We start from the raw sequence: 25,473 nt of genomic DNA on the forward strand, positions 1-25,473 counted from the left end.
GGTCCGGCATCGGTGCGACTGTCGAGCGGGTTCGCGCCAACCCCGTGAGAGACGAGCCTGGAGCGTGCATCCGGGCGCGGGCCGGGGTTAGGAGGAGACGGCCGACCGTGATCCGCGCCTAGGCTTGGAGGAAGGCATCGGACGCTTCCATGGCATCTCGGATTGATCCTGTGAAGAGCCCCTACTTTCGACAGTTCATTGGAAAAATAAATTCAGACCAACTCAAGCATTAATTCCCGATTCACTGAGTCTTGGAGCATAAGCCCGAATGCTTGTTCTGCTGGCAATGCGTACAATTTGACAGATTGAGTCCACCGAAGCTTCGGTTCCACGAATTACTGATCATTACAAGAGATCTTGTTCGAGGAAAAGCCATGGCGAAGCAAGCGTACATCAACTCTGCCGGCCGGAGCCTGTTTGTCAGCGGCGCGACGACAAAGGGATTTCTTGGGACGGCAAAGGGCACAACGGTCGGCACGTCGGGGAACGACGGCCTGCGCACCGGTGGTTCCACCACGCTCGCGGGTGAGGACGGCGATGACACCTACTACATCTACACGAACAAGGACTTCGTCATCGAGAAGGCGAGCAAGGGGATCGATACCGTCGTCTCCACGGCGGACCATTACGTCCTGCCGGACAACGTCGAGAACCTCACGGTCCTCGGACATTCGGGAACCGGCAACAAGTTGGACAACATCATCAAGGCCGCCGGCACCGGCCGGCAGACCCTCAACGGGGGGGGCGGAAACGATGTGATCATCGCCGGCGCCGGCAAGGACACGATCCTCGTGGCCAAAGGCAGCGGATCGGACGTGATCTACAGCTTCGATGTCCGGCAGGATATCGTTCAGCTCAACGATTACGCGGACCTGAACAGCTTCGCCAAACTCAAGTCGCAGATGAGCCAGGTCGGCGCCGATGTGGTGATCAAGCTCGGCAGCGAGACGCTGACCCTGCGCGACGTTTCCGTCTCGAGTCTCAAGGCCGAAAATTTCAGCCTTCCGGTCGACATGTCTAAATTCGCGCAGACCTTCGGCGACGAGTTCAATGCCTTCAACTGGTACAACAGCCTGACGCCGACCGCGACGCCGACCGGCGTCTGGCGCACGGAGTTCGGCTTCGGCGGTGTCGGCAGCCAGACCAGCCGGACCATGAACGGCGGCGAACAGGTCTATCTTGACGCCGCCTGGGATGCGGTCGGCCTCAACCCCTTCTCGGTCGACAACGGCGTTCTGACCATCACGGCGAAGAAGACGCCCGAGCAGTACAAGCCGATGCTCTGGAACGAGAACTACGTCTCCGGTGTCATGACCACGAAGATGTCGTTCGCCCAGCAGTACGGCTACTTCGAGATCCGCGCCGAACTGCCCGCCGGACAAGGCTACTGGCCGGCCTTCTGGCTGATGCCGACCGACAATTCCTGGCCGCCGGAACTCGACGTTTTCGAGGTGCTCGGCAAGGACCCGAACACCATTTACGCCACCGCCCACAGCGCTCAGACCGGCAAACGTGTCGAGGCCCAGAGCATCATCACCTCCGTGGACACCTCGAAGGGCTTCCACACCTACGGCGTGAATTGGCAGGCCGACAAGATCACTTGGTACATCGACGGCAATCAGGTCGCGCAGACGGCGACGCCGGCCGACATGCACAAGCCGATGTACATGATCGCCAACCTCGCCATGGGCGGTAGCTGGGGTGGCGCGACCGACGCCACCACGCCCGCGGTCGGCCGCATGAACATCGATTACATCCGCGCCTACGCGGCCAAATCGGGCAGCGCGGACGCACCCCTCGTCACCCCGGCTCCGGATGCCGTGCCGGCGCCGGCTCCGAAGCCCGTCGTTCCGGTCGCGCCCGCCGCACCGGTCGTACCGGCGACGTTGAAGGTCGCGGATCTCGGAGCCGGTTCGGCGGCTGGGGGCGCCAAGCTCGTGCTGACGGGCACCGCGGCCGCCAACACGACGGTGACCGTCTATTCGAACCAGAATGAGATCGGTTCGGGCAAGGTGGATGCGAGCACGGGCCAGTTCGCCCTGACGCTCAACAACCTCAACGCGGGAAGCCACGAGGTGACGATCCGGACCGGGGACGGCGCTGTCAGCAATGCCGTCACGGTCGCGGTCGGGACCGCCGGCCAGATTGTCGGCCAACTCGGAACGCTCGCGGCCAAGACCAATCTCGGTGGCATCTATCTGACCGACAGCCGTGAGCTTCCGGTCGACAGCGTCGCGACGATCAACAGCCTCCTGGCCAGCAGCAAGGCGGCCCTGGCGGCCATCAAGGGAGGCTACAGCTTCACCATCACCCGTCAGTCCGGGACCTCGACCTACGACGCAGATTACGACGCGAACGGCGCCTTCGTTTCGAGCGCATCATCAACCTTCGCGAGTGGATTGATCGCCAGCAAGGTCGTGACCTACGCGGACAGGTCGACCGAGACGTTCAGCTACACCAACGGCAAGCTGGTGCGAGAGGTCGAAACGCACGCCGACGGGACCAAGGACATCTACCTCAGCAACGTGACGGGACAGGCCTACGTCTCTGCCCACGAGAAATATGCCGCCGACAACACGCTGTTGTCGATTGAGCGGTCGGCGGCCAACGGCGCTTCGACCTATAAGTACGAATTCGACACCGACAGCGGAAGCAAGACGACGGAGATTTTCGCGCCCAACGGCACGTTGTCGAACCGCTCGATCTCAAGCAACGACGGGACTCTGACGCAGCAGAAGTACGTCAACGATGTCATCCAGTCCGAGCACAAGACCTATGCCGCGGGCTCGCCGATCGTCGCCGACCTGAAGACGTTCACGAACGGCATCTTGACACAGGAGACGTTCCGGAACGCCGACGCTTCGAGCGACACCTTCCTCTACAATGTCACGGGCCGGGCCTACACGCAGCAGCACACCGCCTTCGATACCAGTGGGAAGGTCAAGTTCATCGACCAGACGCTCAAGGACGGATCACATCTGCAAACCGGCTACCAGCTGGACCAGATGTTCGTGTCGACGGAGAAGGTCGCCGACACGTTCAAGAGTCTTGGCTCCGACACCTTCACGTTCCACGGCGATTTCGGCAAAGACGTGATCCAGGGCTTCCATTTCGGGAACCCGGCCACCCGAGACGTCATCCATATCGACCGGGATCTGGCCAGCGACTTCAATCAACTTTCGATCACCGCGGTCGGCGCCGACACGGTCATCACCTTCGATGCTCATGACAGCATCACGCTGAAGCAGGTCTCCCCGGTACAGCTTACGCACGACTACTTCATGTTCGTCTGAGCGCAGCACAAGCGACCAGGACTCAAGACTTCCTGGAAAAGAAAACTCTGACGCAACACTCGAGGATCAGAGCCGTATACGATGGGGAAAATCCATCGTGTACGGCTTCACGAATGCGTCCCCTCGACATCCCGGAAGGCGGCGACGGTCGCGCGCTTGATCTCGGGCCAAATTTCTTCAGGCAAGAAAAACAAACGCGCCAGCGAAACGAGCCCGATGCTCAGCACAAGACACAAGAGCCCCATCGGCTCATCCGGATCTTCACGGTCATACCAGAGCGGATCGGGATCGAGGATCACGGCGCAATCTCATAAAACAGAGAGTGATGTTGTCTTTGCTTGCTTAGACCATGAGTCGCTGCTGGAGTCCATGCGAGCGTTAAGGTGCCGTTTATTATAATCGAGCTCTGCCGCACCGTGGAATGCTAGATTCGTTAGAATTTTGCCCCCACGGGAAAACCAAACAGAATTCATGAGAAGGGCAAGCCGGGCCGCATGCCGAAAGCGGGACGCGGTGGGGGCGGTGCTTGCAGGCGGGGCATCGGCCGCACCTCCGAAACAGTGTCTCACACCGATCCGTCGCTCCTCCGGTCTGCCAAGTTTCGGTTTAGCCTTGGCATCGCGCCGGCTCGGCGAGCTCGTCATCGGCCTGATGGTCTGAAAACCGCATCGCCGGTCCGGTGGCAGAGAACGTCAGCGACGTGGGCGTCGACGAACCTGCCGCGTGATCAGCTTTGGGGTGATTAAGTTTTGGGTGCTTTGAAACAAATTTCAGCGCCACTAGAGACCTGAGACTCGATATTGCGTTATATGTCTCAAGCCGCAGATGGGCGCGGCACTTTAGTGGACGCCATCATGTTGATCTTGGCCAGTTTTTATTTGGCAGGTCTGGCAATTTTCCTCGAGATCATCGCCTCGGCTCCGATCTCAGACGGCTCGCCGCTTCGCGATTAGGCTTGAGTGGGGCCAAAAAATAAACAGCACCCTCGTTGCGAGGGGCCATTCCGATCCTACCGCCTCCGCGGTCTCCTTCACTGGTCGAGCACATTGCGAAAACACCGGCTTTTTTAGAAGTGCCCCGCCGGTCTCGGCCGCAGGGCAGGCCGGGACAGCATGGGCCGGCAGGAAACAGCAGTCGATCCCTGGTTTTCATTCGATGCACAACGGCAAACCCTTGCTCGCGCGACACATCCTGTTCGGCGTGAAGACGGACCGCCGTAGAGCGATGACTTTCAGCTGAAATTTTTCTTTACGGCCGCGCTCGACATTGTCCTCACGGCCCATATCGTCTATCGCTCCATTTGGACTCTAGACCTACAGCAACTCAGCGGGCGCCTTTCGTCGTGTCCAGGGGGACTGTGGTCGTTACTTCCGGAAGCGCGAAGGCTTAATGCGCATCGTCGATATACTCGTAGCCGGCTTCATCTTTACGGCGACCCTGTTTGCTGAGACGGTCGGCTCGGTCCCGTTGTATTTTTGCATGGTCGGCCTGAGCTGCGCCTTCCTCATCTATCCACATAAACTGGTCGAAACCGTGCGGATGACGGGGATCGTGCCCTGGCTCTTCCCAGGATTTCTGGCGCTTTCCGCGATGTGGTCGCTCGTCCCGGACACGACTCTACGTTTCGCGTTGCAGAGCGGTCTGACCCTGCTGTTCGCGGCCCAAATCACCCGATTGGTCAACCGGCAGCAATTCGCGGTGATCATGCTCGCGGTTTGTGGGGCGGTGTGTGTCGCAAGTCTGGCTTCCGGCCGGATGGGCATGGACGGGCTGACGGGTCGAATGAACCTCGTTGGCGTTCTCTCCCACAAAAACAGTCTCGGCTATTGCGCCTCCCTGCTTGCGATCATCTCGGCCGCCATCCTCACGAACGCGACCTCGACACCGCTATGGCGCTGCCTGGCGGCCCTAGGTCTCCTGATCGGCTGCGTTACGGCCCTCAAATCCGGATCGGTCGGCGCCCTCGCCGCCCTGACGATGGGCATCCTGACCTTCGTCGCTCTCAGCTTGCCGGGTCTTTATCCGGCTCGCCAACGGGCTTCCGTCGTCGAGATCTCGGCTCTGATTGGAGCCGCGTCGTTGGTGGGTCTCGGCCTCGGCGCCTACTTCTTCCGTGACGCGCTGCTTGCAGCCGTCGGGAAGGATGCGACCCTGACCGGGAGGACGACGCTCTGGTTCTACGCCGAGCGGATCTGGCCCGAGCGCCCCCTCCTAGGAATGGGCGGTGCGAGCTTCTGGGTACAAGGATATGGCCCTGCCGAGGCTCTCTGGCGCCTGATGATGATCAAGAGCCGTACCGGCTTCCACTTCCACAATCTGATCTATCAGACTTTGGTGGAAACGGGGCTGGTCGGCCTCGGTCTCCTGGGCCTCTACATCGCGGATGCGCTGCGACACGCCCTGTCGACCTTGAGGAACAACTTCAGCACGATGGCGGCGCTGTATCTGTCCATCGCCCTCTACACGTTGATCATTCAGATGCAGGGCGTCGACCTGATGCAGCCCTTCGCGCCGGCCTTCCTCGTTTTCGCGGTGTCGGCCTTCTACGCCAAGCAGAGCGCGGTCGCCCGGCTGCACGCGGCATCCGCCCCGGCCATCACGGGCCGGATGCCCGTGCCGGTCCAGGTCCATCCGACCATCGGAGCGTCCTGATCGTGCCGGCACTTCTAAAGTTTGTGCGATGCAGCGCGGGGTTCTGTGAGGCCTGTGCGATCGAGGTGACGACGTCATTCCGTCCGTTGCGGGCAAGCAGACAGACGAATTCCAGATGAAACGGCTCAAGATCCTCGCACCCGAGCGCTACCCCTGGACCTTCACGGGCCCGCGGGCGTCGCGGCATGACATCACGCGCGCCTTCTTCATCCCCGCCAACAAGATCAGCCCCAAGATCGAGGGAATCACCGCCTTCCCAACCGTGCTCTTCAAGCCTTTCGACCTCGTCCACGCCTTCAACCGCATCCCGCTCGGCCGGACGCCCTATGTCATCGGCTGCGAGTCGCACATCCCGCGCGGCTTCGGAATCGAGACGTCGGCCCTCTACAAGCGAATGGCGCGCTCCCTCGCCTCGCAGCGGTGCCGGGCGATCATCCCGATCTCCCGATACGCGAGTGGCTTGATCACGCGCGATCACGAGCACCGACCCTGGTGGCCGGCGTTGAAGGCGAAGATGGTCGTCCGCAATCCGAGCATCGCCACGCGGCCCTTTCAGGTTGGGCCGCCCCCGAGCCCGATCCGCATCGCGTTCGTGGGCAATCACTTTGCTCGCAAGGGGGGCTGCGTGGCGGTGCGCATCGCCGAACTCGCAGCCCGGCGCGGCATTCCCGTCGAGGTGCATATCGTGTCCGGGCTCGAAATGGGGGCCGCGGTTTGGACCGATCCGACCCGGGACGCCTTCTTCGATCCCTATCGACGCATGCTGGACAGGCCGAATGTGACGCTGCACCCGACCCTGCCCAATCGGGAGGTTCTCGATCTACTCGGGACGATGCATTTCAGCGTGCTGACGACGTTCTCCGACACCTTCGGGTACAGCGCCCTGGAATCCATGGCCTGTGGAACGCCCGTCATCGCGAGCCGTCAGGGCGCCCTGCCTGAGTTCATCCACGACGGCGTGAACGGGATCATGCTCGATCTGCCGACCAATCCCTGGGGGGAATGGGTCCATGGCGGCCATCCCGGCCGCCACACGGCGACCTATGAGGCGATCGTCCGTGATGACATCGAGCGCTTGGCCGAGGAGGCGCTGACGGCCGTGGAGCGGCAGCTGTCCGATGACGACGGCTACCGCCGGATGCGACGGGCCGCGTATGCGGAGATCGAGACCCGGTTCGACATTCCGAGTTCATCAGCCTTCTGGGACGATCTCTACCAGCAGGCTATTTCGAACGGGCCATAACGCGTCCGCCGTTCAGGTTTCCCTGAACGGCGGAGGATACGGCGCGAATCTGGCCCGGCGGCATCGGTGCGCGACCCCGGGCGCGAGATGTCTCGGCTAGCGACTACCGCGCTGCGCCAACACGGCTGGCACCGTGCGAAGCAAGATCGAAAGATCGCGGCCGAGGTGCCAGTTGCGGGCGTATTCGAGATCCAGGGCGACGCGTTCCGCATAAGTGCAGTTGCTACGGCCGGAAACCTGCCAGAGGCCCGTCACGCCCGGGGTGACCGAGAAGCAGGTCTCGAAGGCGGTACCATAGCGGGTGATTTCGCCAGGAACGATCGGGCGCGGCCCGACGAGGCTCATCTCACCCCGAAGCACGTTGAAGAGCTGCGGCAGTTCGTCGAGGCTCGACTTGCGCAAGAAATGACCCAGGCGCGTGATGCGGGGATCCTTCCTGAGCTTGTGCGTCGCAGCCCACTCTGCAGCAGCCTCCGGATTCGTAGCAAGATGCTCGGCAAGCAGCCGCTCGCTGTCCATCACCATCGAACGGAATTTCAGGCAGCCGAACAGCCGCGCGTCCCGCCCGATCCGAACATGGTGGAAAATCGGAGCCCCGCGATCGCTGCGCCAGATGAGAAAGGCAATCACCAGCATCAAAGGGAGCAAGAACAGCAACGCCAGAGCGGCAATGGAGATGTCGAGCCCACGCTTGATGCCGGGTTCGATCGGCCGCAGCTTCGTCAGAATATTGTTTTGGATTGCCCGAGCCTTCGAATCCCTCGGTTCTGCAATTGTGACAGATATGGAAGTGGGATCAGCATCAGATATCATGCCGCTACTCTCCGAGTTGGAAAATCCAATTTTCCTGTAACGGGCTGTTAATAAGTGGGTACTACCAATTGCCGCACTGCAGCGCAAGCATCAACTAGGCCAACTGCGCAGTATTACTCAGCAATGGCCTCAGCGGAGATTTATATTACATTTTATTTCAGTAGGTCGGCATGGCGAAGTTTGTATTTGCTGAAGATTCTGGAGCGCTATAGAAACTTTAGACGCGGCTTCGGCGGGGGGAGTTGACCACCGATCCGGCCAATCAGCCGTTCGACGCCAGGCAACTCGTCTAGCCGTCCGGCAGAACTAGATTTGACGGCGCCCTCACGTCCTGCACTCCCCCGTGCCGCCTGTCCGCGGCGTCGCATCACCCGCCTGTTGCGGCAGCGCAGGCGACGCCGCGCGGTGCTGATTGGGCGTTCGACGGGCGGTTGGCGCGCCGAAAGGGCTCCAAGGCCGACGACGATCTTCATCGAACGCCGATTTCCCGGCTTCATACAAACGGGGACAGCACCAACCTATTGCACCGCCCATTCACGAACTGGGGTGACGCAGTCGATTTGTTAGAGCGCATTCCGACAAAGCGGTCCCCGGTTCGTCGAAGGACGGCGCGTCAAAGGAAAGACCGGGAGACGCCCGTCCGCTGCAATCCGGTCGGATGCAGCTCTAGAAGGCAATGTTGGGTAGGGAGCCGTCTCGCGATCGCGTCGAATCACATCGGCGTCGGTTTGAGATGATCTGCCTAGGACGGCCCGAAATTGCACTATAATTCGCATTTGCGATAAAGGTCGGTTATTTTTGATATATAAATCAGACAAATCAGCCATCCCTGGCTCTCCAATCGGCGCAGTTTAGGCGTTTTTCTGTGCACAATTTTGTGAAGAGTTGAGTTCTCCGAGTCATTCATCCAATAGCCTAGGAAGGCCATTGAATTACATAAATTAAACAAAAACTATACTTGGCCCTTTATGGCATGAGCGCGAGTAAGGTATCGAAAGCCCGTCATCCTATATGTCTATATTTTAGTATTTTATAAAAGGCGGTCAATCGCATATTTATCGAGTAGCCGAAAGTCGCGCCGAACCAAATTTGAGGTATAATTGCTATAAGAAAACACAATTTCGTCGTAAATGAGATAAAATCCCACTAAATATCGGCGCAGCATTGCGCTTGCCACCACCTTACTTACCATCATGCTTATGAACGACAAAATGTTGCGAGCAATTTCGGGCGCGCTTCTGCGATGGCTGAACCATGAAGCAGGAACGACTGTAGCTTTACTCCACCCCATAACTCCGTTTTGTTTAAGGCTGCGTAGCGCAACAGAGCTTTCTAATACGTGGATATTCTCTAGAATTTCGGAACAGCGGCCCCGCCTCTTCTTGTTCATTCGAAAAAATTCGACCCAAATCTCACCCGGGAGCAGTGGCCTCAAAGTATCTATCTTTTCCAAGCAGAGGCAAGATTTAGCTCCTTGGGGATTGGTAGCCGGAGCAGCTTTTCACTAAAACACGCGATCGGAATTTTTTGACCACTTGACACCCTACTATCGGGCTACCCACTAAGGGCTAGAGATTGGTGGAGATTGTTAGACTTGCGCTCGATTTCGACCGAGGGTTTCGAAGCACCGAAGGCTCCTCTGATAGGGCCAGCCCCCATGCTTCAATGGATCAAGATCTCCGATCTTGTGGTCGATATGTCTTATCAGCGCCCCATTGTCGGTCGGGGCCGCATCAACGTGACTCGCATCGCACGCGACTTCAGATGGACGTTCTTTGCGCCCGTCGTCGTGTCCCCGGTCGAGGGCGGCATGTTCGCCATCATCGATGGACAGCACCGAACCACGGCCGCGGCACTCTGCGGCTTCGAGAGCGTTCCCTGCCAAGTGGTCATCGCGGCGCAGGGCGAGCAGGCGGCCGCCTTCAAGGCGATCAACGGCGTCACCACCCCCATCACACCCATGGCCCTCTATGCCGCCGCCCTCGCCGCCCGCGAAGCCTGGGCGATCGAGATCACCGAGGTGTGCCAGCGGGCAGACGTGATCCTGTTGCGCTATCCGATCGCCACGGACCGTCAGCCGCCGGGGCAAACCATGGCGGTCGGGGCCCTGCGCGCCTGCCTGCGCCGGTACGGTGCCGACACGCTCGTGATCGCCCTGCGTTGCGTGACCCAGACGCAGAACAATAGGGCCGGCATGCTTTCGGCGCGCGTCATCAAAGCACTCTCCGAAACGGTGTCTTCACTTTCGCATATGCATGACATCGAGAATCGGATCATCGAAGCTGCGCATCACGTCGATATCGAGGCTGCTCTTGCCTCCATCAACGAGCAGCGGCTGAACGGCAGCAAAGGCCCGACCGATCTGCTCACGGAGGCGCTCAAAGAAAAGTTCGTGCAGAATATTTCGAGCGATGTTGCGCTGTTTACAATCGCTAGCTAGATCTCGGCCCCTGTCTTACATCGGTTGATCTTTTTATTCCGCTGTTCCGCGCGTGTTCTTTCGTGCGTCACTGTGCTCGATGTGATTGGAACGAGCTATGCTTCAGTTCAGTAATAGCTCGACAGCGTCCGCGAGGGGCGACCTCGTCGAGCAGCCGGAGCCGTTCGCTTGGCTGCCCGGGGCCCTGGCTTTCCTCCGGCGTTCCCGGGTCATCGTTGCCGCAACGGTCGCAGCCTGCCTCGGGCTCGCCGTCTTCTACCTCATCATCGCGACGCCGAAGTTCGATGCGGCGGCCGAGATCCTGATCGACCTGCGCCAAGCTGAGCTGTTTCGCCAGCAGAACACCGCGACGGACTCGCAGGTGCTCAATTCGATCGTCGAAAGCCAAGTCGAAATCCTTAGATCGAGCACGACGGCGCTCGCAGCGATCGAACGTCTGGGACCTTCCGTCTACCGCGAACTGAGTGAGAAGGGCTTCATCCAGTCGCTGCTTGGCCCGATCGTCGATCAGTTCCGGAGCAGCGGCGCACCCGCGCAGACGCAGGAGGAGGTGAAACTCGCCGCCGCCGAGAAGCTGCTCAGCCAAGTACAGATCAAGCGCGTCGGCATCACCAACATCATTCAGATCTCGGCCCGTACGCCTTCGGCCGTGCGATCGGCGCGCTACGCGAACGCGATCGCCGACAGCTTCCTGACCGGGCTTCTGGAAGCGAAATACGAGACGACCCGTCGCGGCCGCTCTTGGCTCGAGACGCGGCTGGCGGAGCTGCGGGATCAGGCGACGGCCGCGGACCGCGCGGTTCAGGACTACAAGGTCAAGACCAACATCGTGGACACCGACAAGGGTCTCATGAGCGAGCGGCAGGTCGGTGACCTCAACACCGCCGTCGGTGTGGCTCAGGCGAAGACGGCCGAAGCGAAGGCCCGCTACGAACGGATCAAGGAGATCATCGACAAGAACATCGTCGATGGCTCCGTCATCGAGTCGACCCAGAATCAGGTCATCGTGCGACTTCGCCAGCAATACTTCGACACGAAGAAGCGCGAGGCGGACATTTCGGCTAAATACGGCTCGAACCACGTCGCCGCCGCGAACGCCCGCGCGGAGATGGCCGAGATCCAGCGTTCGCTACAGAGTGAACTGAGACAAGTCGCCGAGGGCTATGCGAGCGAGTACGAGGTCGCCCTGACGGGTGAGCAGGCGATCAAGAAGCGCCTCGACGAGCTTGTGGCGGATGCAGGACTCAACAACCGCTCGCGGGTTGAGCTGCGCTCGCTCGAGAGTTCCTCGCAGACGTATCGAGCGCTCTACGAGAACTTCCTCCAGCGATACACCCAGGCGGTCCAAGACCAGTCGTTCCCGATTTCCGAAGCCCGAATCGTGGAGCCCGCCTATCCGCCGCTCCGCAAGGCGTGGCCGAAGGGGCTGGTAATCCTGGGTCTGGCCCTCCTGCTCGGGATCGGCGGCGGCATCGTGATCGCCTTCCTGCGCGACCTGCTTCGCAACAGTGTGCGGACGGCGGCGGATATCGAGAAGGCGACGGGCATTCCCTGTGTTGCCACGATCCCCTCCGTCAGAACCTTCCGGTCCGGCCGCACAGTGCTGCCGCGTCTCCTCGACGAGTTCGGGCTGAGGCCCCGCGAGACTTCCCGCGACCTGCTCCTGGAAGCGGTGGTCCATCCGCTGTCCGAGACGGCCGAGGCGATGCAGGAGATCAAACTGCTGCTGGAGCGGGCACCGAACCGGAATGGCGGCTGCCGCGTGATCGGCATGGTGTCGGCGATCTCGGGCGAGGGGAAGACCACCGTCGCCTCGAACCTCGCTCACTACCTCGCCATGTCCGGCAAGCGCGTCATCCTGCTCGATTACGACCTTCGCTACCCCTCGCTCTCCCGCACCCTGGCGCCGGATGCCGAGGTTGGGCTGATCGAGTCCGTCCGGAACGGGAGCGCGCCGGCCCTCGTCACCTTGAAGGCGCGTGGGGCGTCGCTGTTCCTGCTGCCTTCGGTGATCGGTGAGCGGGCGGAGCACAGTACGGAGATCTTGCGGTCGCCGAACAACAAGGCCCTGCTCGACTCCATGAAGATGAATGCCGACGTTATCGTCATTGACTATCCGCCGATGCTCGACTTCCTGGACGTGCGGGCGACCGACGAACTCGTCGATCATTACTTCATGGTCGTGGGATCCAACCGCTCCAACAGCCGGCAGCTTGCCGAGTGCATCTCCCGCGACCGCTTCGATGCCACCCGCGTCCTCGGCGCTATCCTGAATCGGGCCGATGCGAACCGTAACTTTGCCAAGCGATCGAACTTCGGCCGCTACTTTCCCTGGAACCAGGGGGCCGGGGCGCGCTACAACGTCCATACGCCTCAGTCCCTGTAGGCGGCGGATGACGGCGTCTCACCCTGGGTTCGCGTGGCTGCGGGTCTCCTGATGGAGCGTCCTGCGGAGGGGACGCCCGGTCCCCGTGTCTCCGTCGTCATGTCGAACTATCGGGGCGGCCGCTATCTCGCAGCCGCGATCGAGTCCGTGCTCGCTCAGAGCGTCCGCGACCTCGAACTGATCGTCGTCGACGACTGCTCGGGCGACGACGGCCCGGCCATCGTCGAGTCCTATCGCCAGCGCGACGACCGTGTCCGGCTGATCAGGCTCGACGCGAATCTTGGCCCGGCCGGCGCGCGCAACCGCGGCATCGAGGCCGCGCGCGGTGCGTGGCTGGCGATCGTCGACAACGACGATCTCATCCATCCGGAGCGGCTCGGCATCCTGCTCGATGCGGCGGATCGGGACGGTGCGGACATCGTCGCGGACGACCTGCTGACCTTCTACGAGGACAGCATCCGGATCGACACCATGTTGCCGGAGACAACAACGGAGCCGTATTGGGTTGCGTTGCCGGATTTCATCCGCTCGAACGCGATCTACGGTCCGAGTCGCGCCCTCGGCTATTGCAAGCCGCTCTTCCGGCGTCAGGCCCTGGGCGCGTTCCGCTACGACGAGACCCTCCGGATCGGCGAGGACGCGAATCTGCTGGTACGGCTGCTGGCCGCCGGCCGCCGCTTCCGTCTCTATCCGTGGTTGCTGTATTGTTATCGCAAGCACAGCGGCTCGATCTCGTACCGCTTCAGCCAAGCCGATTCGCAGCGCCTGATCCACGCTGAGCGAGAGCTGCTGCGGGCCCATGCGGCGCTCGGCCCGGAGATCGTATCCGCTCACGAGGCCGTGCTGGCTTCGCTCGAGCGGGCGGCGGCCTTCGCGAGCCTGATCGACGGTCTCAAGAAGCGCTCGCCGGCTCAGATCGTCCATGCCGTCTGTGCCGCGCCTGGGGCGCTGCCTCTGCTCCGGATGCCGCTACGGGCCTGGATCGAGCGGCGGCTCCAGCGGCTTGCCGTCCGGCGACAGGGCACGCCTTCCCTCCTCGTGTTGCAGCGCTCGGGCAGTAGACCAAGCGGCTCGGGAGCGGCGACGCGACGTCGGGATCTCGTGCGCCTGTTCGCGGACGGCGGCTACAGCGTCCGGACGCGGATCCTCGGCTCGACCGAGCCGGATCCCCGGTGGATCGGGCGCGAAGTCTGCCTCGAATTGGCCCGCCACGGCCGCGTCGCGGGCAACGTCCTCTTGGCCGAGCCATCGCTCGTGGCGGCCTCCCTCCCCTACAGGCTCGGCGCCGACAGCCTCACGCTCGAACCGAGCGCAGACGGCGTCCGCGTTCATCGCCGCGGCGCGGTGGCGGTCGAAACCCGATCTCTCGCGATGCCCGCCGCTTTTAGAGGTGGCCCGGTCGCGGCCGCGCCAGATCCGGGAGAGGACGGGCATGTGTCGATCGCCGGCGCGCGCAATGCGGCCGAGATTGCCGGGTTGAACTGGTTCCTCGCCGCGGTCTGGCCGCGCGTGCGAGAGACCCACCCGAACGCGGTGCTTCGGCTCGGCGGCGGACTAGCAGGGGTGACGGCGCCTCTTCCCCCCGGCGTCGTCCGGGCCGAGCCGAGAGCGGACGTGCTTGCCGGGGCGGGCGTCGTGGTGTTTCCGCGCCAGATTTTCTCCGACGATTCCTCGGCGATTCTCGAGGCGTTGCGATGCGGCAAGGCGGTGGTCGCGACCTCCGCCGCACGGGGCGGCCTTGCCGAAATCCTGCAGCCCACCGTCCGCGTCGCCGACACGGCGGCAGCCATGGCGGAGCGGATCACCGAACTTCTCGCCGCGCCTGTCCGCCGGGCCGAACTCGCCGGTGCCGGCCTTGCCCGTCTGAGGTCCGCGGCGTCCGGAGGGGGGGAGGATCCACTGGCGGAGCTTCTCGCCTCGGTCCGACCGCCAGCCAATGCGGCCGGCGCGCAGGCCAGACCGCACACGAACATGCCCGGCGTGCCGGTCGAGAAAAGGCTCTGACGTGCGGCTGACCTACTATCATGGCCGAGTTCCCAACTTCGGCGACGATCTCAACGGTGTGCTCTGGCCCGCTCTCCGGCCGGACCTGTTCGATGAGAGCGAGACCGTCGCCTTCGTGGGAATCGGGACCATCATCGGATTTCCGTGCGCGCCGTACCGGCAGTTGAACGTGTTCTCCAGTGGGGCCGGCAACGATCCGCTGGGCCGCTGGGCAGACCGCGACGTGACGTTCTGGTGCGTGCGCGGGCCGATCACCGCCGCGCTCCTGGGCCTCGAAGCGGACCGGGCTCTGTGCGACGGCGCGATCCTCGCACCCTTGGTCCCGTCGCGGTTCCCGGCCGCGCACCACGATTCCGGCGAGATCCTGCTGATCCCGCACTGGCAAACCCTCGATGATCCGGGCTGGGAGGAGGCGGCTCGGCTGGCCGGATATGTGCTGCTCGACCCTCGGGGCAGTCCGGAGGCCGTCATCGGGCGCATCGCCCGCGCCCGCATGGTTCTCACGGAATCGCTTCACGGGGCGATCCTGGCCGATACCTACGGCGTCCCCTGGGCCGCCTTCGCGACCTCGGGCAATTTCCAGGCATCGAAGTGGCTCGACTGGACGCGCTCCCTGGGGCGCGGCTTCGAATTCACGATCGTGCCGCCGCCGAGCGCGACGGGCTTCCTGCGGTATGGACGGCCGATGGCGGCAATCGGGACGTCCGTCAGCGTCACCGACGCGATCGCCATGCGCGACATGCGAGGGCGGACGGAGCAGGCCGCTCGCCCAGCCATGACAGCCAAGGCCCGCATGAAGGCCCGCGTGAAGGCCTGGGCGAAGCGCAGCGGGCTGCTGAACCGCTTCTACGATATGTCGCCGGCACGGACTGCGGAGGCGCTGACGGGGCTCGCTCGTGTGGTTGGCCAGCCCAGCACCCCCGGCACGATCACGCAGTTGCAGACGCGGATGATGGAGCGCCTCGATCAGGTGGGGCGCGGCGGCCGATGAGCGACCTTCTCAAGTCGCCGGCCGGAACTCGGACGATCGGCTCCCGAATGGAATGCGGACGCGAGACCGGCAACGCCGAACGCCGTTCGCTCCGCTCGGTGGGGCCGGGGCCGCTCGATGAGGCACGAAATCGATCTCACATCGATCTCACCTGGGGGATTTCGCGGTGATAGACGAAGAGAGTGTCCTGCTCGTCGTACCCGTCCTGAACGAGGAGAAGCATCTGGAGGCCTGCATCGCAGGCCTGCTCGGGCAGGATTACCGCGGCCCGATGACGATCGTGATCGTCGATGGGGGCAGCACGGACGCGACCCAGGCGATCGCGGCCCGGATTGGCGCCGCCCATCCCAATGTCCGCCTCCTGATGAATCCGCGACGCATCCAATCCGCCGCCGTCAATCTCGCGGCGGCCTCCGATCTGCCCGGCACCATCCTGGTGCGGGCGGATGCCCATGCGGATTATCCGCCTCACTTCGTCTCTCGCTGCGTCGAGGCGCTGCGCGCGAACGCGGCCGATTCCGTCGTCGTCTCGATGCGGACGGTCGGATTGCGGCCCTTCCAACGTGCGGTGGCCGCCGCGCAGAACAGTATCCTGGGGAATGGCGGTTCGGCCCATCGTCGAAACACCGCCTCGCGCTTCGTCGATCACGGGCACCATGCGGCCTTCCGGCGTGCCTTCTTCCTCGGGGTGAACGGCTACGACGAAACCTTCACGCATAACGAGGACGCGGAATTCGATGCCCGGGCGGCCGCGGCCAACGGGCGGATCTGGCTGTGCGCGGAAGCGACGATCACCTATTACCCCCGGGCCGAGATCGGTAGCCTCGCGCGGCAATACTATCACTACGGCCGGGGCCGGGCCCGGAACCTCGTCCGGCATCGGACCCGGCCGAAGCTCCGGCAGTTGGCACCGCTGCTCATGACGGCCTCGGCCGTGACAAGCCTCGCCATCGGCGCGATCGAACCGTTGGCCCTCCTGGTGCTCGCAGCCTACGTCGCCTTGTATGCCGGTTGGTCGGTCGCCGCGGCCGTGCGGATGCGGGACCCCGCCATACTCGCGATGGGGCTCGCGGCGGCCGTCATGCATATCAGCTGGTCGGCCGGCTTTCTCACGATGATGGCCGAGGCCATCCGTACTCGTCAGATGCAGGCCTCCTCGGTCACGGCATCGTAACGGCGGACGTGGCAATCCGGCACGATGTCTGACCGCGTCTTGCCAGAACCGGGCGTTGAACTCGAAGAGGCCAAGATGTCGATGATGGTCCGTTCTGGAAGGTTCGGGAGCGGGAATGCGGCGTCCACGCGTCGGCGCGGCGGCCGGTTCGTGCCTCGCGCGTCGGCCTGGGCGATCCTCGTTCTGATAGGCGTATCGGCTGCGCCGCTGCGTGCGGCCGAAGAATACAGGCTTCAGTCCGGCGATGTCCTCGAATTCTCCGTCTCGGGCATCCCAGACCTCCGGCAGCGCCTGCCCGTCACCATCGACGGTACGGTCTCGATCCCGCTCGTCGGTGACATCCCGGCGCGCGGCGAGACGCTGGCCGATATCCGCGCCGCGATCCGGGAGACTCTGCCCAAGACCTCACTCAACATGCGCACCGCGAACGGGGGCGAACAGCAGACGGTGATCGGGCCCAACGAGATCACCCTGGTGATCGCGGATTACCGGCCCGTCTACATCCTCGGGGATGTGAGCAAGCCGGGGGAGGTGCGCTACGCGCCGGGCTTGAGCGTGCGCCAAGCGGTCTCCCTCGCGGGCGGCTACGATCTCCAACGCTTCCGCATGGAAAACCCGATCCTCGAGAGCGCGGATCTGCGCAGCGAGTATGAAAGTCTTTGGGTCGAGCTGGCCCAGGGCCTCGCCACGCTCGCGCGGCTGCGTGCGGAACTCACCGGAGCCGCCGCCCTCGACCAGCGCAAGATCGAGAACACGCCGATTCCCGCAAGCGTCGAGCACCAGATCTGGCAGAACGAACAGGATCTGTTCAAGGTTCGAGGCGAAAATTACAAGAAGGAACTCGCGCACTTGCAAAAGACGGAAAGGCTGGCCGGGGAGCGCCTCACGGCGATCCAGGATCAGTATCGCCGCGAAAGCGAGGCGGCGAAGTTCGATTTCGACGAGATCGAGCGCATCAACGATCTCAACAAGCGCGGCGTCGTGCCCTTGACCCGCGCCGTGGAGACGCGCCGCCTTTCCCTCACCACCGCCACCCGCGCCCTGCAGATCGGTGTCGAAGTCGAGAAGTCGAAGCGGGACCTGCTGGATGCGGAGCGCAGCATCGTCAGGCTCGGCGACCAGCAACGCGCGGACCTGACGCGCGAGCTACAGGAAGCGTCAGTCAAGCTGGCGCAGACACGCACCAAACTTTCGGCGACCGGGGAGAAGCTGCTCTATACGGGTGTCGTGCGCTCGCAACTCGTTCGTGGCAGCGGCGGCAAGCCGACCATCGTTCTTCATCGGAAAGACGGCGCTCAAGCCAAAGTCAGCCAAGTCGATGAGAACGAGGCGCTGCAGCCGGGCGACACCCTGGAGATCGCCCTGAAGGTCGAACACAGCCTCACCCCGTCAGCGAACTGATCCCGTCGGAACATGACGGTACCGAAGGGCATTAGGCCGAATATCGGTCAGGTCGAGCGGATGAACCGCACGATCGAGGACGCGACCGTCAAACGCCATCATGATGGCTGCCACGAGCCGCTCAGAGCTGATCTCGCAGACGTTCGCGGACGCCGACAACCACGCTCGTCGGCTCGAGGTCTGACGGAGATGCCAAAACCCGCCTCCGGCCTCGAATCTGTGGCCGAATATGCCTCGGTATTTCAATAATATACGTGTTCATTGCTCTGTTCTGATTGGCGCGCCAAACTCCTCAATGACTTAGAGCTGTTCCCGGCGATGTTGCGACGGGACGGTGGTTGGGGCGTTGACCGGTGAAGGAGCCAGCGATGCCTTCACCGTTGTCTGTCGATCTGCGCGAACGCGTCGTAGCGGCCGTGGCCGGGGGCGCTTCCTTCCATTGGGCGGCGGCGCGGTTCGGGGTGAGCGTGTCGAGCGCCAGCCGCTGGTCGCAGCGGTTTGCGCAGCAGGGTCACGTCGCGCCCAAACCGACTCACGCCGACGACAGCCTGCCGGCGATCGAGGCGCATGCGGATCTGATCCTCTCCCTCGATGAGGCGCAGCCCGAACTCTTCCTGCGCGAATTGCGCGACGCCCTGGCCGAGCAGGGCGTGCAGACCAGCACGAGCGGGCTGTCACGCTTCTTCGCTCGCCACGGCATCACCCGCAAAAAGGGGCGCAGTACGCGGCTGAGCAGGAGCGGGCCGACGTGAAGGCGGCGCGTGAGGCGTGGTTCGAGGCTCAGCCCGACCTCGACCCCGACAAGCTCGTCTTCCTCGACGAGACGGCGGCTGCCACCAACATGGCCCGCCGCTACGGCCGCGCCCCGCGCGGCGAGCGCTGCCGGCTCCTCGTACCGCAGGGCCATTCTAAAACGACTACTGTCACCGCCGCTCTGCGCACCACCGGCCTGTGCGCCCTCGACCTCGCGGATGGCGCCACAAACGGCCAGCGCTTTCGCGACTACGTCGCCAACCGCCTCGTCCCGGTGCTGCGGCCCGGCGACACCGTGATCCTCGACAACCTGCAAGCTCACAAGGTCAGCGGCATCCGCGAGCGGGTCGAAGCGGCCGGCGCGCGGCTGCTCTACCTTCCGCCCTACAGCCCCGAGTTCAACCCGATCGAACAGATCTTCGCCAAGCTGAAAGCGCTGTTGCGGACCGCAGCCGCCCGCACCGTGGCTGACCTCTGGGACGCCATCCGGAACGCCTTCACCCGCTTCACCCCAGACGAATGCTGCAACTGCCTCGCCGCCGCCGGCTACGACAACGATTTGGCCGTCGCTACGTAAGCGGGAACGGCTCTAGCTGCTTGCAATGTTTGTATGCCGTTCGACAGCCCATCGAGCAGGCCGCTCAAATCGGCTCGGCGGTCTGAAAGTCCCGCGGCTGTGAAGAAGTTGACTGGATTGTCGAGCGCAGACGTAACGCGTTTGCCGGTCGCCAGGACATTCTGCGTAAGCGCTTGATGATCAGCGACGTTCTGGAGCGCGAGCAGATTGCTTCGTGTGGCTGCTGTCAGCGAGATGCTGGACATCTTCTGTGCTTATGGTTTTCGTGTTCGACACAAGCAACCGCAGATATGGTTGATGTCGCGTTAAATTAACGGTCCATTCACCATGTCGTGTGCGTGCAGCCGTCGATTTTGTTGTTTCTGGAGCCGACGTAGCATCGTCGTTGCACACAAAGACTTAGGATCAGGCCGATTTAACGATGCTAAATGTAACCTTTGGTGCGCTGCTCGGAGGTGGGTGCCGGGCACACCGGCCCATTCGCGGGGTCGAGGCGAACCCCAACGGCGTCGGGCCACCGATGGGCAATGACGCTCGAAGCAGCGCCCCGGTTGATCTGGGCGAGTTGCACGAAGCCGCCGACTTGGCAGGTGCCGTTGGCCGGGTCGCCGCCGATCGGGATGCGCTGCTGTCGGGCGGCGCAGACAATCCGCACCGCAGCCTCGGCGCAGCCGATGCCCTGCTGGTTCAGGGCTCGATCCGGGTCCACGCCGACGGCGACACACGTATCTCGACCGTAGCCGGAGCACACAAGCCGGGCGATCACACCGCGGCCTTTATGAGGAACTCGACGAGAGGCATCTCGATGAGGCTGCCGTCGTCCTCTACCTTCGTCGCGTCCCACAAACCGTGCTTCGTCAGGTAGGCTCCTGCCAGCCTGGAAAGCTCGCTCTGCTCCTGCTTGGGCAAGCGCCAGCCGTCGATATCCAGAAGCTCGTCACAAAGGATGAGATTACGAGGCTTGCCGTCCGCGCCCGGCTTGATCGGGACGCTCCCGTCCTCCCGCACACGCCAAATGCCACCGTATCTCAGCTTCGATCGCTTTTTCGACGCGGTGAGTTCGACGAAGATCGTTCCTGCCTCCGGCCTCCAGTCTGAGTCGTTCACGTAGAAGGGATACTCTCCCTCAAGCGCGGTCAACCTTGAGATTGCATAAGTCGCGGCTGGCCCTGCCTGGAACGCATCGATCGCATCTTGATCCACGTCCGCGACGACAAAGCCGAGCACGTACACCATCTTCGAAATGCGTCTCGGCTCTGCCCGCGCCACCTGCAGCAACGTGCGGACGTACTGGCGCTGGGCTCGACCGTGGTTCTGCTGCCAGAGCGGTTTTACCTCATCGGCCAAAGTCGCGGTGACGGGGGGGCACGCTCCCAGCTCAGGTTGAAGCGTTGAAGCGCCTCTGCAACGAACGTCGGCTCCGTTGAGCAGCGCGTTTGCCTCGACGTTGCCGGCTGCTCTCGCACCCTCAAAGCCGAGCCCATTGCTGGATGCGTTGCTCGATCCGACGATCGCAACGTCGCCAACAACCGACAGCTTGGAGTGGAAGTCATCTAGGGTCCGGATCTCGCAGCCAGCATCGAGCAGCTTCTTGATCTCTCCTGGATTGCAGACACCGCTGAACAGGTCGCAGAGGATGCGCGTCCCCACGCCAGCTGGTCGCCGATCGAGGCCAAGTCCCTTGAGCGCGCCAGCTCCCCAAAATGCGATACCGAGGCTCGCATCATCCCTGCGAGCCAGGAGGCTCCTGAGCCGCTTTGCAGCGTCATCGCCATCCAGCAAAATTGGGCTGTCTGTCATGCGCTCGGATGCCCTACGGTCAGGACAGAAGCCTCCGGAAAGTTACCGAGTTCCAATCCGGTGCTGGATGCGCGATTTGCTAGGAAAACGCCGGCAGCCCGACAGTTCGCCGCCCCGTCCGCGGCTGATATGTAGGCCGAGCCTGAACACACCCTGATGCGGCGAATGAAAATCTGCGAGGAGCAGGGCACCGGCATCGACAAGGCCGTCAACGCGGCTGAGATTTTCCAGCTTCCCCCTCCAGATTTTCGAACCGAGGGTGACAACATGAAAGCCGTGCTGCTGGCACCCCGGCAGTTCGGAGAAATGACACAGGTCGAGCGCGTCCGAGCGGCCTACCAGCATGCGGTCCTCAAGGTGCTGGCAAACTCAAGAATGACGAACAGCTCCCTGTGCGAACGCCTCGGAATTGCTAAGCAGAATGCCGCGCAAGCATCCCGGATTATCAAGGATGCCTTGGCCGCCGGCCTGATCCGTCCTGCGGATCCGGAGGCGCCCCGGGCCGGCTATGTCCCGCACTGGGCCTAGTTCTTGATCGGGTTTTGATCGGGATCCGGTGGGAAAAGCCACCCCACTGTTGTTGCAATCCTTTTACCGGCGCTGGAATGGGCTTTTCTCTTGATCGGGGTTTTGATCCACGGCCGGGGGAGCTTCGCGCGCCAGGTGATGCCGGCAAAGCAGCAGGGCCAAGCTATCAGGGGGCCGGCGCCTGCCGGGGCGAACTTGCTGCCGCGGCGGCCTCCTGCTGATCGACACCGTTGAGTCTGCATACCCACGGCGATGTGGCCCTTTTGCGCCGGCAAAACGCGACCGCATCGCCCACGCTACGAACGGATCTGCTAACCTGTTGTAAGGACTGGAGGTAGCATGCTCATCAGAGAGCTGGGTCCTCCGCCTTCGGAGGGCAACGCTCTATCCAGCTGAGCTACGGGTGCTGACCGTGGCTCGTGAGTAGCCCAACTGAGCGGCGGACGCAACGGTGCGAGCCGCGCTGCGAACGAGGGCCAGCACCTCACGGCGTAGCCGGTCATCCTCGATCGTGATGAAGGCGTTCAGCAGATCGACGGCCCCCGGGACGCGTAGGAACTCGAACGCTTCTTTCTGGCCCTGCTCGACCAAGCCGGCCCCTTCCTCGAAGAAGGTCGAGACCGGTACCTCAAGTACCCGCGCAACCTCGCTCAGGCGGCTGGCGCCGACACGGTTCACGCCATTCTCGTACTTCTGGATCTGCTGGAACGTCACGCTGAGGGCCCTGCCGAGCGCAGACTGCGAAATTCCCTTGGACTTGCGCAGCATCTTGATGCGCTGTCCAACAAGACGGTCCTGCTCGGTCACACGCTTTGGTAGTGCGTTTGGAGTGTCCATAGGAACATGCCCTGAGTCCGAGAGCTAAAGCGCTATTGCAGCCGATCGGCCAGGAGCAACTTTAACGCGAGCATTACTGTTCCCGCGAATAGCAGCACCTGTCAGATGACCGTCGCGAGCATCCGCTTCCACACCTCGGCCATGCGGACGCCATCACCTGCGCCGACCGTGGCAGCTTCCCGCCTATGACGGCATTGGCGCGGCGGCCTGCGACGACTCTCCTTCCCCCGTCGCCGCAGCTACAATGAACTTAGCGAGCCGATTGGGATCGCGGGGGCGCTTGGGGGTGGTCATAGAGCCCTCGCATAACCGGGCAGCAGGCCGATCGCCTGCGCCGTATCCTGAGAGAGGCGGGCCTCGCTCAACTCAACCTCGGCGTCGGCCTTCACGGCGTTCTTCACGATCTGAACGCCCGTCTCCGGGTCATCTGCTAGGACAGCATAGAGCATCGTCAGCCGGCCGTTCGGCGTGTCGGCATCAGGCCACGTCACCTTGACGATAAAGGCGGTCTGGTTGGGCTCGATCATGTCCTTAGCCTACATGGCCCGCGAGCCGGGACCAAGGTTGGGTCAACCCCGACAAATTTCTAACTGACCCACTTGGGGAGCTCCGATCATTCACGGAGCTGTGAACCCTTTTCCACCCAGTGGCGTTCCTCGTCACCTCTCCCGGCTTAGGAAGTTCACCAATGAAAATACTTTCCGCGTCCCTGCTTGCGGTTGCTCTCGTAGCTACCCCGGCGCTTGCTCAGCAGAATAACACCAATCCTACAGCCACGCAGCAGAATACCCCGCGAGCGGCTGATCGCGATAACGACTTCGATATGGGCTGGCTCGGGCTGATTGGACTTCTGGGCCTTGCTGGTTTGCTCGGCCGTCGCAGGCATGATCACGTCAACACGACGTCTACGACGCCCGGTTCGACTATCCACCGCTAAAGATCGGGGGAGCTTCGGCTCCCCTTATTCGCATGTGTGCCTCACCCACTTTACCAAGAGGCAGCGGGTCATGTTGAAGTCTTCGCAGGCTGGCCCAGCCTTGGGGCCAGCAACTGCGCCTGCCATGGTGAGCGATGCCTTACACAGTGGAAATCACGCTGGCCGATCCACCATCGTCCGAGGATGGTCTGCCGATCTATGCGCTGCCCGAGAGTTTCGACACGTGTGCAGACGCCAAGGAAGCCGCTGCTGATCATATCGCCAAGTTGGGACGACCTCCCTCGACCGTCATGTTCACCGTGATGGATCGTGATGGCGTTACTGTTGCGACGGGTGACGACAGCGCGACCTGACCATCATCGAGCGATCCTGGCTGATTTAGCAAGTTTATCGTGGACGCACCGGTGCGATGGCTTGACACCTGACATTCAAAAACCTTTATTCAACTCGCGCTGACTGCAGAACAATATGGACGGGTCTAGCGCGAGAACGGATGTGAGGCCGCCATAGGCCCTGCCGCTTCTTACGATTGGAAAGATGTGCCCCGAGCGGATGACCCCCGTTGCGGAGTTATTCATTGAGCAGGAGAAGGGGCCGCGGCCCTCAATCATCGGACCGCAGCCACCGAAATCAACCTCACTCGGACGGCGGGCTCAGGATCAACTTGCCACGGAAGACTTCCTTCTGATTGTTGATGCTGGCGCACCCGTACTCCTGCTCGCCTGCCGCAAGCGTCCTCAGTTTCAGTACGCCCTTGCCGTTCTGCTTGACCGTGTATCCGTCGCCGCTGGCGGCATGGGCCAGATCGCCATCATGGTGCAGGATCTGATCGTTCTTGAACTGGTTCAGTGACGTGAGCATCACCGGCGAGTCGGACTGACTGATGATGTTGATCGTCACGTTCGAGTTCGCTGCAAGGCGGAGTTCGGTGGGAGAGCAGACGGCCTTCCCGTCCTGCTTGGTGATCTTCAATTCCACAGACGGCATCGACGCGCTCTTGGGCGGGGTATCGGGCTTGCCCTGAGCAGCCGCTGCCTGGGCGAACAGGATCGTCATCAAACCGAGCCCAAGCGGGGCATGCCGCAGCATCTGCGATCTCCTTGGTGAGGTTGGTAGGTGTCGGAGCAAGGTGATCCTGGGCTGCCAAGTTCCCTCTAGCAGGCGAACAGTCCCCTCTTTGATGGGGCGTCGAGCTCCAAGTGGTCTGGGAGCCGCTACACTGCGGTTCATGCCTCGGGTGAAGAGGGCCGGCCCTACCTCGAACCCCGGGGGGCCTGGCGCCCCCAAACCTATACGGCTGGTCGGGGACCGTAGCCCCCGACTCGTCGTGCCGGTATTAAGACGCAGTCTGCGACCGCCTCAGCGGAATTGACGTCCATACCCGCCGCGGAAGCCGCGGCCAGGACCGCCGAAGTGCCGACCCCCATATCCGCCCCGACCGTAGAACCTCGGACGCGGACCGTATCCTCCGAACCCACGACCATAGCCTCCACCGCGGTAGCCGTGAGGACGGCCATAACCACCGCCATATCCGTATTGGACGTTCTCGACAGGAGAGACGGCTTCAGGTGCTGATGGGACGGCAAACGGTGCTGCTGAGGCTGCAGGTGCCAGCAACAGGCCAGCAATGACGAAAATGGCTTT

20 protein-coding genes and 1 pseudogene are annotated in these 25,473 nt (G+C 62.6%); 14 read left to right on the top strand and 7 right to left on the bottom strand.

Annotation, left to right across the window (positions count from 1 at the left end):
• Positions 1 to 374 precede the first annotated feature (374 nt).
• Positions 375 to 3,293 (top strand): family 16 glycosylhydrolase, encoded by a 2,919-nt coding sequence (locus M2437_RS01450; RefSeq protein WP_209688037.1) that lies wholly within the window; start codon positions 375 to 377, stop codon positions 3,291 to 3,293.
• Between the two features lie 107 nt (positions 3,294 to 3,400).
• Here the strand turns inward: M2437_RS01450 and M2437_RS01455 are convergent, their stop codons facing one another.
• Positions 3,401 to 3,592 (bottom strand): hypothetical protein, encoded by a 192-nt coding sequence (locus M2437_RS01455; RefSeq protein WP_209688036.1) that lies wholly within the window; start codon positions 3,590 to 3,592, stop codon positions 3,401 to 3,403.
• A 1,090-nt stretch (positions 3,593 to 4,682) separates the two neighbouring features.
• Here M2437_RS01455 and M2437_RS01460 point away from each other — a divergent pair.
• Both M2437_RS01460 and M2437_RS01465 read left to right on the top strand, forming a co-directional pair.
• Positions 4,683 to 5,945 carry an O-antigen ligase family protein gene (locus M2437_RS01460; protein ID WP_209688035.1) on the top strand — a complete coding sequence of 421 codons (1,263 nt, stop codon included), beginning with the start codon at positions 4,683 to 4,685 and terminating at the stop codon, positions 5,943 to 5,945.
• A 115-nt stretch (positions 5,946 to 6,060) separates the two neighbouring features.
• Entirely contained in the window at positions 6,061 to 7,188 is a 1,128-nt protein-coding gene (locus M2437_RS01465; RefSeq protein ID WP_209688034.1) for a glycosyltransferase family 4 protein, read from the top strand.
• A 96-nt stretch (positions 7,189 to 7,284) separates the two neighbouring features.
• Here the strand turns inward: M2437_RS01465 and M2437_RS01470 are convergent, their stop codons facing one another.
• Positions 7,285 to 8,001 carry a sugar transferase gene (locus tag M2437_RS01470; protein ID WP_209688033.1) on the bottom strand — a complete coding sequence of 239 codons (717 nt, stop codon included), beginning with the start codon at positions 7,999 to 8,001 and terminating at the stop codon, positions 7,285 to 7,287.
• 1,657 nt (positions 8,002 to 9,658) lie between these two features.
• Here M2437_RS01470 and M2437_RS01475 point away from each other — a divergent pair.
• The 8 genes and pseudogenes from M2437_RS01475 (at position 9,659) to M2437_RS01510 (ending at position 19,727) form a co-directional block, all read left to right on the top strand.
• Complete coding sequence (locus M2437_RS01475) at positions 9,659 to 10,441, top strand: ParB N-terminal domain-containing protein (RefSeq protein ID WP_209688032.1); 783 nt, start codon at positions 9,659 to 9,661, stop codon at positions 10,439 to 10,441.
• A 97-nt stretch (positions 10,442 to 10,538) separates the two neighbouring features.
• Positions 10,539 to 12,827 (top strand): AAA family ATPase, encoded by a 2,289-nt coding sequence (locus tag M2437_RS01480; RefSeq protein WP_209688031.1) that lies wholly within the window; start codon positions 10,539 to 10,541, stop codon positions 12,825 to 12,827.
• 33 nt (positions 12,828 to 12,860) lie between these two features.
• Positions 12,861 to 14,831: a glycosyltransferase gene (locus tag M2437_RS01485; RefSeq protein WP_253389202.1), complete on the top strand. Its 1,971-nt coding sequence runs from the start codon at positions 12,861 to 12,863 to the stop codon at positions 14,829 to 14,831.
• Between the two features lies 1 nt (position 14,832).
• Positions 14,833 to 15,822: a polysaccharide pyruvyl transferase family protein gene (locus M2437_RS01490; RefSeq protein ID WP_209688029.1), complete on the top strand. Its 990-nt coding sequence runs from the start codon at positions 14,833 to 14,835 to the stop codon at positions 15,820 to 15,822.
• A gap of 166 nt (positions 15,823 to 15,988) precedes the next feature.
• Positions 15,989 to 16,996, top strand: coding sequence for a glycosyltransferase family 2 protein (locus M2437_RS01495; RefSeq protein WP_253389203.1), 1,008 nt, complete (start codon positions 15,989 to 15,991; stop codon positions 16,994 to 16,996).
• Positions 16,997 to 17,020: 24 nt separating this feature from the next.
• A complete protein-coding gene (locus tag M2437_RS01500; protein WP_209688028.1) occupies positions 17,021 to 18,397 on the top strand; it encodes a polysaccharide biosynthesis/export family protein in 1,377 nt (458 codons plus the stop codon).
• Between the two features lie 45 nt (positions 18,398 to 18,442).
• A pseudogene (locus M2437_RS01505) lies at positions 18,443 to 18,575 on the top strand (IS481 family transposase); the annotation flags it as partial.
• A gap of 190 nt (positions 18,576 to 18,765) precedes the next feature.
• Positions 18,766 to 19,727 (top strand): IS630-like element ISMex21 family transposase gene (locus tag M2437_RS01510; protein WP_085985463.1). Its coding sequence is split into 2 segments (ribosomal slippage): positions 18,766 to 19,114 and positions 19,114 to 19,727, totalling 963 coding nucleotides; the frame shifts between segments, so codons are not numbered across the junction.
• 424 nt (positions 19,728 to 20,151) lie between these two features.
• On the opposite strand, the gene M2437_RS01515 is transcribed toward M2437_RS01510, so the two are convergent.
• Both M2437_RS01515 and M2437_RS01520 read right to left on the bottom strand, forming a co-directional pair.
• Complete coding sequence (locus M2437_RS01515; RefSeq protein WP_003605594.1) at positions 20,152 to 20,493, bottom strand: hypothetical protein; 342 nt, start codon at positions 20,491 to 20,493, stop codon at positions 20,152 to 20,154.
• A complete protein-coding gene (locus M2437_RS01520) occupies positions 20,490 to 21,527 on the bottom strand; it encodes a phospholipase D family protein (protein ID WP_499006393.1) in 1,038 nt (345 codons plus the stop codon). The genes M2437_RS01515 and M2437_RS01520 overlap by 4 nt, the downstream gene beginning before the upstream one ends.
• Before the next feature lie 156 nt (positions 21,528 to 21,683).
• Here M2437_RS01520 and M2437_RS01525 point away from each other — a divergent pair, with 156 nt between their 5' ends.
• Complete coding sequence (locus M2437_RS01525) at positions 21,684 to 22,055, top strand: ATP-binding protein (protein ID WP_003605597.1); 372 nt, start codon at positions 21,684 to 21,686, stop codon at positions 22,053 to 22,055.
• 384 nt (positions 22,056 to 22,439) lie between these two features.
• On the opposite strand, the gene M2437_RS01530 is transcribed toward M2437_RS01525, so the two are convergent.
• Both M2437_RS01530 and M2437_RS01535 read right to left on the bottom strand, forming a co-directional pair.
• Positions 22,440 to 22,892, bottom strand: coding sequence for a helix-turn-helix domain-containing protein (locus tag M2437_RS01530; RefSeq protein WP_003605598.1), 453 nt, complete (start codon positions 22,890 to 22,892; stop codon positions 22,440 to 22,442).
• A 290-nt stretch (positions 22,893 to 23,182) separates the two neighbouring features.
• Positions 23,183 to 23,419, bottom strand: a complete 237-nt coding sequence (locus M2437_RS01535; RefSeq protein WP_003605599.1) for a hypothetical protein — start codon at positions 23,417 to 23,419, stop codon at positions 23,183 to 23,185.
• Positions 23,420 to 23,580: 161 nt separating this feature from the next.
• On the opposite strand from M2437_RS01535, the gene M2437_RS01540 reads away from it, so the two are divergent.
• On the top strand, positions 23,581 to 23,829 hold the full coding sequence (locus tag M2437_RS01540) for a WGxxGxxG family protein (RefSeq protein WP_080577109.1): 249 nt from the start codon (positions 23,581 to 23,583) through the stop codon (positions 23,827 to 23,829).
• A 146-nt stretch (positions 23,830 to 23,975) separates the two neighbouring features.
• On the top strand, positions 23,976 to 24,182 hold the full coding sequence (locus M2437_RS01545) for a hypothetical protein (protein WP_245265676.1): 207 nt from the start codon (positions 23,976 to 23,978) through the stop codon (positions 24,180 to 24,182).
• Between the two features lie 283 nt (positions 24,183 to 24,465).
• Here M2437_RS01545 and M2437_RS01550 read toward each other — a convergent pair whose 3' ends face one another.
• Entirely contained in the window at positions 24,466 to 24,918 is a 453-nt protein-coding gene (locus M2437_RS01550) for a cupredoxin domain-containing protein (protein ID WP_003605601.1), read from the bottom strand.
• Positions 24,919 to 25,473: the final 555 nt, after the last annotated feature.

It is taken from the genome of Methylorubrum pseudosasae, assembly GCF_029504475.1.
Taxonomy (GTDB): Bacteria; Pseudomonadota; Alphaproteobacteria; order Rhizobiales; family Beijerinckiaceae; genus Methylobacterium; species Methylobacterium extorquens.

Bases quoted from the DNA above. Each gene is read 5' to 3' on its own strand.
- M2437_RS01500 (WP_209688028.1), top strand. From the start codon at position 17,021: ATGTCTGACCGCGTCTTGCCAGAACCGGGCGTTGAACTCGAAGAGGCC.
- M2437_RS01450 (WP_209688037.1), top strand. From the start codon at position 375: ATGGCGAAGCAAGCGTACATCAACTCTGCCGGCCGGAGCCTGTTTGTC.
- M2437_RS01465 (WP_209688034.1), top strand. From the start codon at position 6,061: ATGAAACGGCTCAAGATCCTCGCACCCGAGCGCTACCCCTGGACCTTC.
- M2437_RS01525 (WP_003605597.1), top strand. From the start codon at position 21,684: ATGCGGCGAATGAAAATCTGCGAGGAGCAGGGCACCGGCATCGACAAG.
- M2437_RS01470 (WP_209688033.1), bottom strand. From the start codon at position 8,001: ATGATATCTGATGCTGATCCCACTTCCATATCTGTCACAATTGCAGAA.
- M2437_RS01460 (WP_209688035.1), top strand. From the start codon at position 4,683: ATGCGCATCGTCGATATACTCGTAGCCGGCTTCATCTTTACGGCGACC.
- M2437_RS01540 (WP_080577109.1), top strand. From the start codon at position 23,581: ATGAAAATACTTTCCGCGTCCCTGCTTGCGGTTGCTCTCGTAGCTACC.
- M2437_RS01550 (WP_003605601.1), bottom strand. From the start codon at position 24,918: ATGCTGCGGCATGCCCCGCTTGGGCTCGGTTTGATGACGATCCTGTTC.
- M2437_RS01480 (WP_209688031.1), top strand. From the start codon at position 10,539: ATGCTTCAGTTCAGTAATAGCTCGACAGCGTCCGCGAGGGGCGACCTC.
- M2437_RS01535 (WP_003605599.1), bottom strand. From the start codon at position 23,419: ATGATCGAGCCCAACCAGACCGCCTTTATCGTCAAGGTGACGTGGCCT.
- M2437_RS01530 (WP_003605598.1), bottom strand. From the start codon at position 22,892: ATGGACACTCCAAACGCACTACCAAAGCGTGTGACCGAGCAGGACCGT.
- M2437_RS01475 (WP_209688032.1), top strand. From the start codon at position 9,659: ATGCTTCAATGGATCAAGATCTCCGATCTTGTGGTCGATATGTCTTAT.
- M2437_RS01520 (WP_499006393.1), bottom strand. From the start codon at position 21,527: ATGACAGACAGCCCAATTTTGCTGGATGGCGATGACGCTGCAAAGCGG.